The organism is Sphaerisporangium sp. NPDC005289 (assembly GCF_040607455.1).
GTDB classification, from domain to species: Bacteria; Actinomycetota; Actinomycetes; order Streptosporangiales; family Streptosporangiaceae; genus Sphaerisporangium; species Sphaerisporangium rhizosphaerae.
In genome coordinates this window covers 154,511-167,833 of sequence record NZ_JBEXGS010000017.1, presented here as the reverse complement: position 1 = coordinate 167,833, position 13,323 = coordinate 154,511, and the positions used below count along the sequence as shown (strand labels likewise).

The 13,323-nt window shown below is 71.2% G+C and carries 14 protein-coding genes; 1 reads left to right on the top strand and 13 read right to left on the bottom strand.

Features of this window, described 5'->3' with window-relative positions; translation table 11 throughout:
- Positions 1-66: 66 nt before the first annotated feature.
- From ABZT47_RS27375 to ABZT47_RS27315, 13 genes are all read right to left on the bottom strand, one after another.
- Positions 67-870, bottom strand: coding sequence for an RNA methyltransferase (locus ABZT47_RS27375; RefSeq protein WP_354847903.1), 804 nt, complete (start codon positions 868-870; stop codon positions 67-69).
- A 127-nt stretch (positions 871-997) separates the two neighbouring features.
- A complete protein-coding gene (gene rplT, locus ABZT47_RS27370) occupies positions 998-1,381 on the bottom strand; it encodes a 50S ribosomal protein L20 (protein WP_354847900.1) in 384 nt (127 codons plus the stop codon).
- Positions 1,382-1,405: 24 nt separating this feature from the next.
- On the bottom strand, positions 1,406-1,600 hold the full coding sequence (gene rpmI / locus ABZT47_RS27365; RefSeq protein ID WP_189163794.1) for a 50S ribosomal protein L35: 195 nt from the start codon (positions 1,598-1,600) through the stop codon (positions 1,406-1,408).
- Between the two features lie 137 nt (positions 1,601-1,737).
- Positions 1,738-2,391 (bottom strand): translation initiation factor IF-3, encoded by a 654-nt coding sequence (gene infC / locus ABZT47_RS27360; protein ID WP_354847975.1) that lies wholly within the window; start codon positions 2,389-2,391, stop codon positions 1,738-1,740.
- A gap of 352 nt (positions 2,392-2,743) precedes the next feature.
- On the bottom strand, positions 2,744-3,574 hold the full coding sequence (locus ABZT47_RS27355) for a shikimate dehydrogenase (RefSeq protein ID WP_354847896.1): 831 nt from the start codon (positions 3,572-3,574) through the stop codon (positions 2,744-2,746).
- Positions 3,574-4,737 carry an endolytic transglycosylase MltG gene (gene mltG / locus ABZT47_RS27350; RefSeq protein ID WP_354847893.1) on the bottom strand — a complete coding sequence of 388 codons (1,164 nt, stop codon included), beginning with the start codon at positions 4,735-4,737 and terminating at the stop codon, positions 3,574-3,576. The genes ABZT47_RS27355 and mltG (ABZT47_RS27350) overlap by 1 nt, the downstream gene beginning before the upstream one ends.
- Before the next feature lie 157 nt (positions 4,738-4,894).
- Positions 4,895-6,121: an endolytic transglycosylase MltG gene (gene mltG, locus ABZT47_RS27345; RefSeq protein ID WP_354847890.1), complete on the bottom strand. Its 1,227-nt coding sequence runs from the start codon at positions 6,119-6,121 to the stop codon at positions 4,895-4,897.
- Between the two features lie 59 nt (positions 6,122-6,180).
- Positions 6,181-6,678 carry a Holliday junction resolvase RuvX gene (gene ruvX, locus ABZT47_RS27340; protein WP_354847886.1) on the bottom strand — a complete coding sequence of 166 codons (498 nt, stop codon included), beginning with the start codon at positions 6,676-6,678 and terminating at the stop codon, positions 6,181-6,183.
- Between the two features lie 28 nt (positions 6,679-6,706).
- Complete coding sequence (gene alaS / locus ABZT47_RS27335) at positions 6,707-9,379, bottom strand: alanine--tRNA ligase (RefSeq protein WP_354847883.1); 2,673 nt, start codon at positions 9,377-9,379, stop codon at positions 6,707-6,709.
- A gap of 1 nt (position 9,380) precedes the next feature.
- Positions 9,381-9,635, bottom strand: coding sequence for a hypothetical protein (locus ABZT47_RS27330; protein ID WP_354847880.1), 255 nt, complete (start codon positions 9,633-9,635; stop codon positions 9,381-9,383).
- A complete protein-coding gene (locus tag ABZT47_RS27325) occupies positions 9,632-10,024 on the bottom strand; it encodes a DUF948 domain-containing protein (protein WP_354847877.1) in 393 nt (130 codons plus the stop codon). Before ABZT47_RS27325 ends, ABZT47_RS27330 begins: the two co-directional genes overlap by 4 nt.
- A gap of 232 nt (positions 10,025-10,256) precedes the next feature.
- On the bottom strand, positions 10,257-11,573 hold the full coding sequence (locus tag ABZT47_RS27320; protein WP_354847875.1) for a replication-associated recombination protein A: 1,317 nt from the start codon (positions 11,571-11,573) through the stop codon (positions 10,257-10,259).
- 54 nt (positions 11,574-11,627) lie between these two features.
- Positions 11,628-12,089, bottom strand: coding sequence for a DUF2231 domain-containing protein (locus ABZT47_RS27315; protein ID WP_354847872.1), 462 nt, complete (start codon positions 12,087-12,089; stop codon positions 11,628-11,630).
- Between the two features lie 301 nt (positions 12,090-12,390).
- On the opposite strand from ABZT47_RS27315, the gene ABZT47_RS27310 reads away from it, so the two are divergent.
- On the top strand, positions 12,391-13,311 hold the full coding sequence (locus tag ABZT47_RS27310; protein ID WP_354847869.1) for a peptidylprolyl isomerase: 921 nt from the start codon (positions 12,391-12,393) through the stop codon (positions 13,309-13,311).
- Positions 13,312-13,323: the final 12 nt, after the last annotated feature.

Sequence of the window (13,323 nt, the reverse complement as noted above, 5' to 3'; positions counted from 1 at the left end):
GACGCCATGCCTCGCCCGAAACATGGCGAGTTGTCCGGTAACGAATTTCCGGGCGGACCGCAGGGGTCAACCGGTGCGGCGGGCCCGCGCCGAGGCGTAGAGACAGACGGCGGCCGCCGTGGCCAGGTTGAGGCTCTCGGCGCGCCCGTAGATGGGCACCCGGACGACGTCGTCGGCCAGGCGGAGGATCTCCTCGGGGAGCCCCCACGCCTCGTTGCCGAAGATCCACGCCGTCGGCCCGGCGAGGTCCACGTCGTCGAGCGTCCTGTCGCCCGCCCCGTCGGCCGCCAGCACCCGCAAGCCCTTGTCCTTCAGGTGGCGCACGGTCTGGGCCACCGGGGCCGCGGTGACCACCGGCAGGTGGAACAGGCTGCCGGCGCTGGCCCTGACGCACTTGCCGTTGTAGGGGTCCACCGAGGCGTCGGTGAACACCACCGCGTCCGCGCCCGCCGCGTCGGCCGTGCGCAGGACGGTGCCGGCGTTGCCGGGGTCGCGCACGTGGGCGAGCACGGCGACGAGCCCGGCCGTCTCGGTGACGGCCTCGGCGAGCGGGACGTGCACGAAACGGCAGACCGCGAGCAGCCCCTGCGGCGTGACCGTCTGGGCCAGCTCGGCCATGACCTCGCCGCTGGCGCCGTGCACCGGCACCCCCGCCAGCCGGGCGGCGGTCACGATGTCGGCGTGCCTGCTCTCGGCCTCGGCGGTGGTGAACAGCTCGACCGCGACGCCGGGCAGCGCCAGCGCCTCCCTGACGGCCTGCGGGCCCTCGGCCAGGAAGGACCGGTCGCGGTCTCTGAACGCCCGCTTGGTCAGGCGCTTGGCGGCCTTGACCCGCGGCGACTTGACATTGGTCAGCTCGGACCCGGCCATGTGCCCCCTTAGCAACCCCCGGACCGCCGCGGCATGGCCCGCCGCGACAACCCGGAAAACGACGCGGAAAACAGTGAACGACCCGCTCCGCGAGAGAACGAGTCGTTCACCAGGACGTGCGTCGCGATCAGCTCGCGGCCGGCGCGTTCACGTCGGCCGGAAGCGCCTTCCTGGCGGTCTCGGCCAGCGTGGCGAAGGTCTGGCTGTCGTTGACGGCGAGATCGGCGAGGATCTTGCGGTCGACCTCGACACCGGCGGCCTTCAGGCCCTGGATGAACCGGTTGTAGGTGATGCCGTTCGCGCGCGCCGCGGCGTTGATGCGCTGGATCCACAGCCGCCGGAAGGTGCCCTTCTTGTCCTTGCGGTCGCGGTAGGCGTAGGTCAAGGAGTGGAGCATCTGCTCCTTGGCCTTGCGGTACAGCCTCGACCGCTGACCCCGGTAACCACTCGCCCGCTCGAGGACGACGCGGCGCTTCTTCTTGGCGTTGAGCGCCCGCTTTACGCGTGCCATTGTTCTATCTCCCCGGGGGTTCGGTTACTTACCGAGCAGCTTCTTGATCTTCTTGGTGTCGGCATCGGACATGACGACCTCAGGCTTCAGACGGCGCGTCAGCGTCGACGACTTCCACTCGTTGTAGTGGGCACGGTTCGCGCGCCGGCGAATGATCTTGCCGCTGCCGCTGAGGCGGAACCGCTTCTTCGCACCGCTGTGCGTCTTCATCTTCGGCATCTCAGCCGTCTCTCCCTCGTTCGTCCGTGCCGATATCCCGGGTCAAGGTACCCCAGCCAGGCCGTTCGGCCGGCTGTGGCACCTCACCCGGTGTCGGTGTCCTCTACGCTCGCCGCCGGATCGTCAGGCGGGCCGCGTCACTCCTGCGGTTCCGAAGCCCCCGCCATGTCGGCGCCGACGCTCACGTCGTCATGCGCCGGGTCGTCATGCGCCAGGTCGTCATGCGCCAGGTCGTCGGTCCGCGCGCGCGCGGCGGCCTTCTCGGCCTTGGCCTCGGCCTTCTTCTTGTGCGGCCCGATCACCATGATCATGTTTCGGCCGTCCTGCTTGGGCTGGGACTCGACGAAGCCGAGCTCCGTCACGTCCTCCGCCAGCCGCTGCAGGAGCCGGAAGCCCAGCTCGGGGCGGGACTGCTCACGCCCGCGGAACATGATGGTGACCTTGACCTTGTCCCCCGCCTTGAGGAACCGCACGACGTGACCCTTCTTGGTCTCGTAGTCATGCGGGTCGATCTTCGGCCGGAGCTTGATCTCCTTGATGATCGTGTGCGCCTGGTTACGGCGCGCCTCGCGTGCCTTCATGGCGGACTCGTACTTGAACTTGCCGTAGTCCATGAGCTTGCACACGGGCGGACGAGCCGTGGCCGCGACCTCGACCAGATCGAGATCGGACTCCTGGGCCAGCTTCAGGGCGTCTCCGATGGAGACGATGCCGACCTGCTCGCCGTTCGGGCCCACGAGGCGGACCTCGGGCACACGAATGCGCTCGTTGATGCGGGGCTCAGTGCTGATGGGACCTCCTAGGTACCTGGCATTTCCGCGTTCGTGCTCGACCGTGCCATGGGGCCTCACGCCGGAAAGCGAAAAGCCCCGCACGTCGCGCATGCGGGGCCACCGAGCTCTCAGATCATCGATCGAGAGCTCCCCGGAGTAGTCCGGTAGTGATCCTTGACCCGTCAGCCTGGCAGCCGATCAGGTGGGAGGAAGACCTCCGCTTGCGCGTCCAGCGCGCACGCCGGACCGATCAAGCAGTAACATTACCACAACACCGCGCCCCCGCCGAATCGTCCCACACCCCTGTCACCCTGTGCGAGATTTCCGGTGCAGAGGGCGACGAAACGGCCGTTCACCAGGGGTCGGACGCTCAGTGTGTCCGGGCCGATCGCCTGAGCAGTTCGGTCTCGCCGGCGGCGCGCACCGGGTCCACCGGTACGGGGGCCTGGCCGGTGTACAGCTCGACCTGGCGGACGGCCTGGTGGAGCAGCATGGCGAAGCCACTGACGACCGTCCCGCCTTTGTCGCGGACGGCGCGCGCGAGCCGGGTGGGCCAGGGGGCGTAGACCACGTCGAAGACGGCGGGCACGACCGCCACGGCCTCGGCGTAGGCGTCCGCCGCGCCCGACGGCAGAGTCGAGATGGCCAGGTCGGCGTCGAGGGCGGCGCCCAGCTCGTCGAAGCGCCGGACCGACAGGGCCATGCCGAGCCGGTCGGCCACCTGTGCGGTCTCCTCCGCCCGCGACCGGTCGCGCACGACCAGCGTCGCCTCCTGGAGCCCCAGCTCGCGCAGGGCGGCGAGCGAGGAGCCGGCCGTCGCGCCGCCGCCGAGGATGGTCGCCGAGCGCGGCGCCGCGACCCCCGCCTCGGTGAGCGCACGGACGATGCCGTGCACGTCGGTGTTCTCGCCGTGCCGCGCGCCGTCCCGGAACACCACCGTGTTGACCCCGCCCACCCGCACGGCGAGGTCGGCGACGGTGTCCAGCAGCGGCAGCACCGCCCGCTTGAGCGGCATGGTGAGCGAAAGCCCGGCCCATTCGGGGCCCATCGTGGCCATCAGCCCGGCCAGGTCCGCCTCGTCGCACTCGATGGCGTCGTACCGCCAGCCGGTAAGGCCGAGCGCCCGGTAGGCGGCGCGGTGCAGGCACGGCGACAGCGAGTGCGCGATCGGCGAGCCCAGGACCGCGGCGCGGCGCTCCATCAGCCGCCCGCCTGGTTGCGGTTGAACTCCTGGACGAACCTGTCGTGCTCTTCCTGGGAGTCGGTGAACTTGGTGATGCCGCGCTTGGTGTCGGTGGTGACGAAGAACAGCCAGGGCCCGTCGGCCGGCTTAAGCGTGGCCTTGATGGCGTCTTCGCCGGGGTTGGTGATCGGCCCCGGCGGCAGGCCCGGGCGCGCGTAGGTGTTGTAGGGCGACTTGCTCTTCAGATCGGCGTGCGTGGCCGAGACGCCGAACTTGTTCAGGCCGTACATGACGGTGCTGTCCATCTGCAGCAGCATCGGCGGCGTGCGCTGGAGCCGGTTGTAGATCACCCGGGCGACCTTCGGCATGTCGCGCTTGCTGCCCGACTCGGCCTGCACGATGCTCGCGATCGTCAGCACCTCCATCGGGGTGTGGCCGACCCGCCGGGCCCCGGCCACCAGGCCGACGTCGTCGGCGGCCTTCTTGTACCGCTCGACCATCGCGGCCAGCAGGTCCTCGGGGGCCGACTTGGGCGAGACCTCGTAGGTGGCGGGGAAGGCGAAGCCCTCGAGCCGCTTCTTGGCGTAGGACGGCAGGTCAAGCGCCTCGGCGTCCTTGGCGGCCTTCTCGAAGTCGCGCACGGGCTTGCCGGTCGCGGTCGAGAGCTGCTGGAAGATCTGGGAGAGCCGCAGCCCCTCGCGCACGGTGAGGGTGGTCTGCAGGCGGCGCTTGGGGTCCAGGAGGGGGACGGCGTTGGCCGCGGCCATGCCCTTGCGGAGCTTGTACTCGCCCGGCTGGAGGGAGGCGCTCTTGCCGGCGGCGCCGATGGCGTTGATGAACGCCCGCTCGCTCGCCACGACGCCCTGGTCGACCAGGGTCTGGGCGATGTCGGTGGCGCTCTGCCCCTCCTTGATCTCCACGAGGACCTCGCCGGAGCCCTGGCCGGTGTAGTCCTTGGGGATCGTGACGCCGCGGATCCAGTTGTAGCCGTAGTAGCCGCCGACGCCGAGGACTCCGATGATGATGACGATCGCAACGAAGAAGGCGACGAAGCCCTTGCGCCGCTGGCGCCGCTGGCGCTTCTTGCTGCGCCTCTGGGCGGATCGGGAACCACGAGACCGGCGCCGGGGACCTTCGTCGTCCTCGGCACCCAGCAAGCTATCGAGGTCGAGATCGTTCATGGGTGCGTTCGCCAATCTCCCGGTCGGACCGGCCCGCCGTCAAGCCAGTGCTCACAATCGGCAGGACCTACCGTATGGCCGGTCGGTCCGGCGCCGGGGGTCGCGCCGGTCCGCGTCACCGGGCGTGTACGGGAGGGGACGGCCGTACCGCCGGGCATCAGTGGTGCTGCCCGAGACGTTTGTGCAGCTCTTCTCGGTACTTCACGAACTCACTCTCTTTGTCAGTGAATTTCGTGATTCTACGCTGTGGGTCGACCGTGACAAACCAGTACCAATCACCCTTTGCCGGACGAAGTGCCGCGCTGAGCGCCGCCTCACCGGGGTTGCTGATCGGCCCGGGCGGCAGCCCGGGGTGCATGTAGGTGTTGTAGGGGGTGTCGCGCTTGATCTCGGCGTTCGACGCCACGATGCCGTGCTTGCCCAGGCCGTACATCACCGTGCTGTCCATCTCCAGCTTGGCTCCGGACGCGAGGCGATTGTAGATGACTCTGGCGATCTTCGGATAGTCGGCCTCCCTGCCCCCCTCCGCCTGCACGATGCTGGCGACCACCACCGCCTCGCGCGGCGTGAGGCGCAGGCGCGCGGCCTCGGCCTCCAGCCCGACCTGGGCGGCGGCGCGCCTGAACCGGCGGACCATCGACCGCAGCAGGTCGCGGGGAGTCGTCGTGCGCTCGATGTCGTAGGTCGCGGGGAACAGGAACCCCTCGGCGGCGCCCTTGGCGTAGGCGGGCAGCCCGAGGTCGGCGGGGCGGGCGAGCACCTTGGACAGCTCGGCGGCGGGCAGGCCCGATCCCTTGGCGAGCCGGGCGACGGCCTCGGCCGCGCGCAGCCCCTCGGGCACCGTCACCCGCTTGCGGATCCTGGACTGCGGCGCGAGAAGCGAGTCCAGCGCGGAGGCGGCCGCCATGCGCTTGCGCAGCAGGTAGCGTCCCGGCCGCAGGCTGCCGGACTGGCCGCGCTCCTCCACGGCGTGCACGAACGCGCGTGCGCTCGCCACCACCTCCGCCTTCACCAGGACCTCGGCGATCTGCCCCGCGCTCGCGCCCGGCGCGATCTCGACCACGACCGGGACGGTGCCCCTGCCCTCGAAGTCGGCGGGCCTCATCAGCGGCCGGAACAGGGTGAGCGCGCCGGCCAGCCCGGCCGCGATCACCACGGCGCTGCCGCCTGCGACCAGCAGGAGCAGCCCGCGGCGCCCGCGGTCGGCGCGGGCCCGCTCGTCGTCCTCGCCGCCCTCGTCGCTGAAAGCGATCAGGTCGCCGGGGTCCTCGGGATCGTCGGGCCTGTCAGGGCCGTCCGGCGGCCCGTCCTGCCGCTCGCGCCCGTCCCGTTCCCCATCGGCCTCGTCCGGGCCCGGCGGAACGTTCCAATGGTCCCGCTTCACATCGGGCACATCAGGGGAAGCATCCGGATCGCCGGGGCCGCCGGGGCCCGCCTGGCGGGTCACCGCGCGGGCCCGGCGCTCGATTCCCCGCCGGGGCGGCGCCCCGGCGGCTCGACGGGTCTGCCCGGCGGGGCGCCGCTCGCCCGCTCGGCGTCCAGGGCGGCCTGCAGCAGCACCACGGCGGCCGCCTGGTCGACCACCTCGCGCTGGTTCTTGGCCTTCACGCCGCTGGCGCGCAGCCCCTGCTGCGCGGTCACGGTGGTCAGCCGCTCGTCGTAGAGCCGGACCGGCGTCGGCGCCAGCCGGACGGCCAGCCGGACGGCGAACTCGCGCGCCGCGGCCGCCGCGTGGCTCTCGCGGCCCGACAGCGAGGTGGGCAGACCGACGACGATCTCGACGGCCTCGTGCTCGCCGGCGATCGCGGCGATGCGGTCGAGGTCGCCCCGCCCCCGGCGCACGGTCTCAACGGGGGTGGCCAGCAGACCCGAGGGGTCGCTGCGGGCCACCCCGACGCGGACGGAACCCACGTCGACGCCGAGCCGGACGCCCGCCCTCACGGCGGGCTCCCGATGCGGGCGCCGGTGTTCAGGACAGGGCCTCCCGGACCGCGTGCTCGACGGCGCCGAGCGCGTCACCGATCGCCTCCGGACGGGCGCCACCGCCCTGCGCGACGTCATCCTTACCGCCACCGCCACCCCCAAGTGCCTTGGCGGCGACGCCGACCAGTCGCCCGGCCTTGAGCCCCCGGGCGCGCCCCGCATCGTTCACAGCGGCGACCACGACCGGCCGGTCGGCGGGAACACCAGCGATCACGATCATCGCGGCGCGGTCACCGGGGAACCGGCCGCGCACGTCTAGGGCGAGTTTACGCAGGTCATCGGGCGAAGTGCCGTCAGGCGCGCGGTGGGTGACGACCGAAACGCCCTCGATGTCGCGGGCGGAGGCCGCGAGCTCGCCGGCCACCGCGAGCACCTGGGCCGAGCGGAGCTTCTCCAGCTCGCGCTCGGCGGTGCGCAGGCGGGTGACGATGCCCTCGACGCGCTCGGGCAGCTCTTCGCGGCGGGCCTTGAGCTGCTCGCTGAGCTGGGCCACCAGAACGCTCTCGCGGGCCAGGAAGCGGAAGGCGTCGATGCCGACCAGGGCCTCGACCCGGCGCACGCCGGCGCCGATCGACGCCTCGCCGAGCACCTTGACCAGGCCGAGCTGGCCGGAGCTGGCGACGTGGGTGCCGCCGCACAGCTCGCGGGAGTAGTCGCCGACCTCGACGATGCGGACCTCGTCGCCGTACTTCTCGCCGAACAGCGCCAGGGCGCCCATCGACCGGGCCTCGTTGAGCGAGGTGTGGTAGGCGTGGACCTTCAGGTCGTTGATCAGGATGGCGTTGACCTCGTCCTCGACGTCGCGCAGCACGCTCGGCGGGACGGCGCCGGCCGCGGTGAAGTCGAAGCGGAAGCGCCCCGGGGAGTTCTCGGAGCCGGCCTGCGCCGCGCTCTCGCCGAGCGCGTTGCGGAACCCGCGGTGCACCAGGTGGGTCGCGGTGTGGCTGCGGGAGATGGCCCGGCGCCGCTCGATGTCGATCTCGGCGTGCGCTTGGTCGCCCACGCGGATCTCGCCGTCGCGGACCTTGCCGCGGTGCACGACCAGGCCGGCGAAGGGCGACTGGACGTCCACGATGTCGACGTGCGCGCCGCCGGTGCCGATCGCGCCCTGGTCGGACAGCTGGCCGCCGCCCTCGGCGTAGAACGGGGTGCGGTCGAGGACGACCTCGACCATGGTGCCCGCGCCCGCCGCCTGCACCGAGGCGCCGTCGACGAGCAGGCCGATGACGGTGGCCTCGGCGGTGGTCAGGTCGTAGCCGAGGAAGTCGACCTTGCCCGCGCGGTCGAGCATCTCGCCCAGCACGGAGATGTCGGCGTTGCCGGTCTTCTTGGCCGCGGAGTCGGCCTTGGCCCGGTGGCGCTGCTCGTCCATGAGGCGGCGGAAGCCCTCCTCGTCGACCTGCAGGCCCTGCTCGGAGGCCATCTCCAGCGTCAGGTCGATGGGGAAGCCGTAGGTGTCGTGCAGCTGGAACGCCTGGCTGCCCGCGAGCGTCGCGGTGCCCTTGCGCTTGGTCTCCTCGACCGCCGCGTCGAAGATCGCGGTGCCGGTGCGCAGGGTGCCGAGGAAGGAGACCTCCTCGGCGTCGATCACCGTGTGGAGGTGGGCGGCGTCGGCCTTGAGCTCGGGGTACTGCTGGCCCATCGCCTCGATGGTGGTGGCGGTGAGCTCGTGCATGTAGCGCTCTTCGCCCGCGCCGAGCAGGCGCAGGTTGCGGATGGCGCGGCGCAGCATGCGGCGCAGGACGTAGCCGCGGCCCTCGTTGGAGGGCAGCACGCCGTCGCCCACGAGCATGACGCCGGCCCGCAGGTGGTCGGCGATGACGCGCAGCGAGACGTCGGCGCGCGCGTTGCGCCCGTAGCGGGACTTGGTGAGCTCGGCCGCCCGGTCGAGGATCTTGTAGGTGGTGTCGATCTCGTAGATGTTGTCGACGCCCTGCAGGATGGCCGCCATGCGCTCGAGGCCCATGCCGGTGTCGACGCTCTTGGCGGGCAGCTCGCCCGAGACGTCGAAGTCGACCTTGCTGCGGACCGCGCTGAGCTGGAACTGCATGAAGACGTTGTTCCAGACCTCCAGGTAGCGGTTCTCGTCCGCGACCGGGCCGCCTTCCTTGCCGTAGTCGGGGCCGCGGTCGTAGTAGATCTCGGAGCAGGGGCCGCCGGGGCCGGGCACGCCCATGTGCCAGTAGTTGTCGGCCAGGCCGCGGCGCTGGATGCGCTCGGCGGGGATGCCGACCTTGTTGTGCCAGATGTCGAAGGCCTCGTCGTCGTCGTGGTAGACGGTGACCCAGAGGCGCTCCTCGGGGAAGCCGAAGCCACCCTCGGACTCGGGCCTGGTCAGCAGCTCCCAGGCGTACGGGAGGGCCTGGTCCTTGAAGTAGTCGCCGAAGGAGAAGTTGCCGAGCATCTGGAAGAAGCTGGCGTGCCGGGTGGTCTTGCCCACCTCGTCGATGTCGAGCGTGCGCACGACCTTCTGGGCGCTGGCCGCCCTCGGGAACGGCGGCTTCTTCTGGCCCAGGAAGTAGGGCTTGAAGGGCACCATGCCCGCGTTGACCAGCAGCAGCGTCGGGTCCTCGGCGACAAGGCTGGCCGAGGGCACGACAGTGTGACCGCGCTCCTCGAAGAAGCGCAGGAAGCGGCGGGCGATCTCTGCCGACTCCATCTCAGCGGCCATCCTTTACGTCGTTTACGTGGGTTTGTTCAACACTGTCGATGCCGAAGCGCGCTCGCAACTCGGTTTCCCTGCCGGCCGCCAGGCGCCGGACGTCGCCGGCGAGAAGGCGCGCCTCCTCGGCGAGGCCCATGGCGCGGTCGGCCGTGCGGCGCGCGACGTGGTCGGGCTTCAACGCTTGCAGCTTACGCATCACCCAGACCGCGATGTACGCGCCCAGGGCCATGTAGAACAGCCGGCGGATCACGCGCGCCACCGCCTGTCGCCCGCCTGGAACGCGGCGCCCCCGCGGCGGCCGGTGAACGCGGCACGCAGGCCGTGCAGCAGCGCGGCGACCTTGATGAGCGGCCTGGCCAGCAGCGTCGAGGCGACGCCGGTGACCTTGACCATGTTGCCGCTGACCTGCTTCATGTCGACCGCTATGGCCTCGACGGCGACCAGCTGGCGGTTGGTCTCGGAGACCGTGACGCTGACCTCGTCCAGCAGGGGGATGACCCGCTCGCTCAGGTCGGCGACCATCTTGGCGGTCTCGGTGAGCAGCCGGGCCAGCCGCACCAGCACCACGGCCATGAAGCACACCAATATCGCCCAGAACAGTGCGACGATGAGGCCTGCGACCTCTCCCGCGGTAAGCATGTCGATGCGTCCCCTCGTAGGTGACCTACGGATGTTCGACCCGGCTGGGGCGATGGAATGGGGAGACCCTATCGCGCCCGGGCGTGGCGCCCGCGCTGAGCGCGCCAGTCTGTGGACGGCGGGAGGCTCGCCCCGCCCCGGAGGAGCGGCGGGTCGCACGGTCCCGGCGGAGTGGGCTCGCCACGCGTCCGCCGGGATCTCCGGCGATCTCCGGCGGCGGCCGGCGGGACGCTCACCCGGCGCCGCGCAGGAACTCGCGGATCTTGGCCCACCGGTCGGCGAAGTGCCCTTCGGCGCCGTGGCGGGTGGGCTCGTAGTAGCGCCGGTCGCGGACCTCCTCCGGCGCGTAGTCCTGCCGGACCAGGCCGTGCTCGAAGTCGTGCGGGTACTTGTAGCCCTTGCCGTGGCCGAGCTTGGCCGCGCCCGGGTAGTGGGCGTCGCGCAGGTGGCCGGGCACCTGGCCGATCAGCCCCCTGCGCACGTCGTCGGAGGCGGCGCCGATCGCCCTGGTGACGGCGTTGGACTTGGGGGCCAGCGCGCAGTGGACCACCGCCTGGGCCAGGTTGAGGCGGCCCTCGGGCAGGCCGATCATCTGCACGGCCTGGGCGGCGGCCACCGCGACCTGCAGGCAGGTCGGGTCGGCCATGCCGACGTCCTCGGAGGCGAAGATCATGATGCGGCGGGCCAGGAAACGGGGGTCCTCCCCCGCCTCGATCATGCGAGCGAGGTAGTGCAGGGCGGCGTCGGCGTCCGAGCCGCGCATGCTCTTGATGAAGGCGCTGATGACGTCGTAGTGCTGGTCGCCCTGCCGGTCGTAGCGCACGGCGGCCTTGTCCACGGCCTTCTCGACGGTCTCGACGGTGATCTCGCCCTCGGGGACGAGCAGGGCGGCCGCCTCCAGGTAGGTGAGCGAGCGGCGGGCGTCTCCCCCGGCCAGCCGCACCAGGTGGTCCATGGCCTCGGGGGCCAGGGTCACCGCGCCCGCCAGGCCTCTGGGGTCGGTCAGGGCGCGGCCGAGGACGGCGCGCACGTCGTCCTCGGTCAGCGACTCCAGCGTCAGCAGCAGCGAGCGCGACAGCAGCGGCGAGATGACCGAGAAGAAGGGGTTCTCGGTGGTGGCGCCGATGAAGGTGACCCAGCGGTTCTCCACGGCGGGCAGCAGGGCGTCCTGCTGGGCCTTGTTGAAGCGGTGCACCTCGTCGACGAACAGCACCGTCTGGCGGCCGGTCATGCCGAGCTCGCGCTTGGCCTGGTCGATGGCCGCTCTGACGTCCTTGACCCCGGCCGAGACGGCCGAGACCTCGACGAAGCGCCGCTTGGTGACCCCGGCGACGACGTAGGCGAGGGTGGTCTTGCCGGTGCCGGGCGGCCCCCACAGGAACAGCGACATGGGGGCCTCGCTCTCGACCAGACGGCGCAGCGGGGTGCCCTGGCCCAGCAGGTGGCGCTGGCCGACCACCTCGTCGAGGCCGCGCGGCCGCATGCGCACCGCGAGCGGCTCCTGGCCCTTGTGGGCCTCCTCCGCCGCCGAGTCGAACAAACTCTCCACGCGTCGACATTACCGCCGGCGCGGGAGGGCCTACGGCCGCGCCGGCGCCGGCCCTCAGTGCGCCCAGACCGCCGTCGCCCCGGTGTGGCCGGCCCGCAGGACGTAGAAGCCGGCGGCGGCGGCGAGCAGCACGGTGACCACGACCAGTACGGCGGTGGTCATCCTGCCCAGTCTGCGGGAGGAGTAGACCAGCAGCAGCGAGGAGACGCCCAGCCCTAGCGTGCTGAACAGCAGCGGGTTGGCGTAGCTCTCGTGCTCCTCGATGCGCGCGGCCAGCGGCCCGCTCGGCGAACCGCCCGCGAACATGGTGCTCAGGAACGCCTCGCCGCTCTCCTTGGCCGCGAAGGTGACGGCCGGCGCGGCGATCGCGAGCAGGACGACGGCCCAGCCGATGGAGGGCCGCACGCGGGGCACGACGCCGTACACCACCGCGCCCACGGCGAGCAGCGGGATGAAGATCACGGCGGTATGGATGATGAGGGGGTGGGCGGGCAGTCCGAGAATCTGGTCGAACATCACATGGCTCCTGTCAGTGGTTCGTCCCCATATACGGATCCGGCCGGCGCGTGGTTCCGGCCGGGCCGGCGGCACGGTCCCCCTCCACCGCCTCCCCATGATCCCGGAACCGGCGTCAAGTCGCCATAAGAAGTTCCGCACGGCAACTTTCCTCGCGGCAACCAGGCTGGACCGCCCGGCAAAGGACGATCCACCAGGCGATGCGAACTGGGCGTTTTATACGGGCTCGACGTAAAGGCCGGTACGATTCCCGAGCACATCAAGTCATCTATCGGCAAATGGAAGGCATACCGTGACCGACGTGGATCGCCAGACCCAGCTGGCACGGGAGCACCGCGAGCGGCAGGAACAGCGCAGCAAGGACACCGGCAACTCCAGGCGGAACACGGTCATCGGCGCCCTCCTGGGGGTGGTGCTCGTGGCCGGCGGCGTCATCGCCGCCGTGACACTCATGGGGAACGACGACTCCAAGGCGCCCGACGCGGCCGCGCCCGCCGACTCGGCCTCCGCCTCGGCCTCCGCGTCGCCCGGGGCCTCCGTCCCGGCCGCGGTGCCCAGCACCGGCGCCAGCGCCAACCCGGCCGCCGCCACCTGCGAATACCGCAAGGACGACTCGGGAGCGCCGGCGAAGAAGGTGGGCACGCCGCCGGCGAAGCCCGACACACGGGGCAAGAACATGGTGATCACCACCAACCAGGGGACGATCGTCATCCAGCTCGCCACCGCGCAGACGCCGTGCACCGTGAACTCCTTCGAGTTCCTCGCGAAGAAGAACTTCTTCGACAACACGCGCTGCCACCGTCTGGCGACCCCGGATACCGTGGGCCTCGGCATGCTGCAGTGCGGCGACCCGCTGGCCAAGGGCGACGCCAAGCACGCGACCGACGGCACCGGCGGCCCGGGCTACCTGTTCGCCGACGAGAACCTCGGCGGCATCCCGCTCGGCAGGGGCACGGTGGCGATGGCGCAGGCCTCGGAGGACGCCAACTCCAACGGCAGCCAGTTCTTCATCTCCTTCTCGGACGAGAACACCCAGCTGACCTCCTCGGGCGCCGCGTTCACGCCGTTCGGGGTCGTCACCAAGGGCATGGACGTCATCGACAAGATCGCCAAGGGCGGCATCATCCCCTTCAACGGCGACCCCCTCGCCGACGTGCGGGGCGAGGGCTCCAACGCCCCCAAGCTCCCGGTGGTCATCAAGGACCTGCGGATCACCCGCTAGCCGGCGGGCACC

Bases quoted from the DNA above. Each gene is read 5' to 3' on its own strand.
- ABZT47_RS27375 (WP_354847903.1), bottom strand. From the start codon at position 870: ATGGCCGGGTCCGAGCTGACCAATGTCAAGTCGCCGCGGGTCAAGGCC.
- rplT (WP_354847900.1), bottom strand. From the start codon at position 1,381: ATGGCACGCGTAAAGCGGGCGCTCAACGCCAAGAAGAAGCGCCGCGTC.
- rpmI (WP_189163794.1), bottom strand. From the start codon at position 1,600: ATGCCGAAGATGAAGACGCACAGCGGTGCGAAGAAGCGGTTCCGCCTC.
- ABZT47_RS27355 (WP_354847896.1), bottom strand. From the start codon at position 3,574: ATGGAGCGCCGCGCCGCGGTCCTGGGCTCGCCGATCGCGCACTCGCTG.
- mltG (WP_354847893.1), bottom strand. From the start codon at position 4,737: ATGAACGATCTCGACCTCGATAGCTTGCTGGGTGCCGAGGACGACGAA.
- alaS (WP_354847883.1), bottom strand. From the start codon at position 9,379: ATGGAGTCGGCAGAGATCGCCCGCCGCTTCCTGCGCTTCTTCGAGGAG.
- ABZT47_RS27325 (WP_354847877.1), bottom strand. From the start codon at position 10,024: ATGCTTACCGCGGGAGAGGTCGCAGGCCTCATCGTCGCACTGTTCTGG.
- ABZT47_RS27315 (WP_354847872.1), bottom strand. From the start codon at position 12,089: ATGTTCGACCAGATTCTCGGACTGCCCGCCCACCCCCTCATCATCCAT.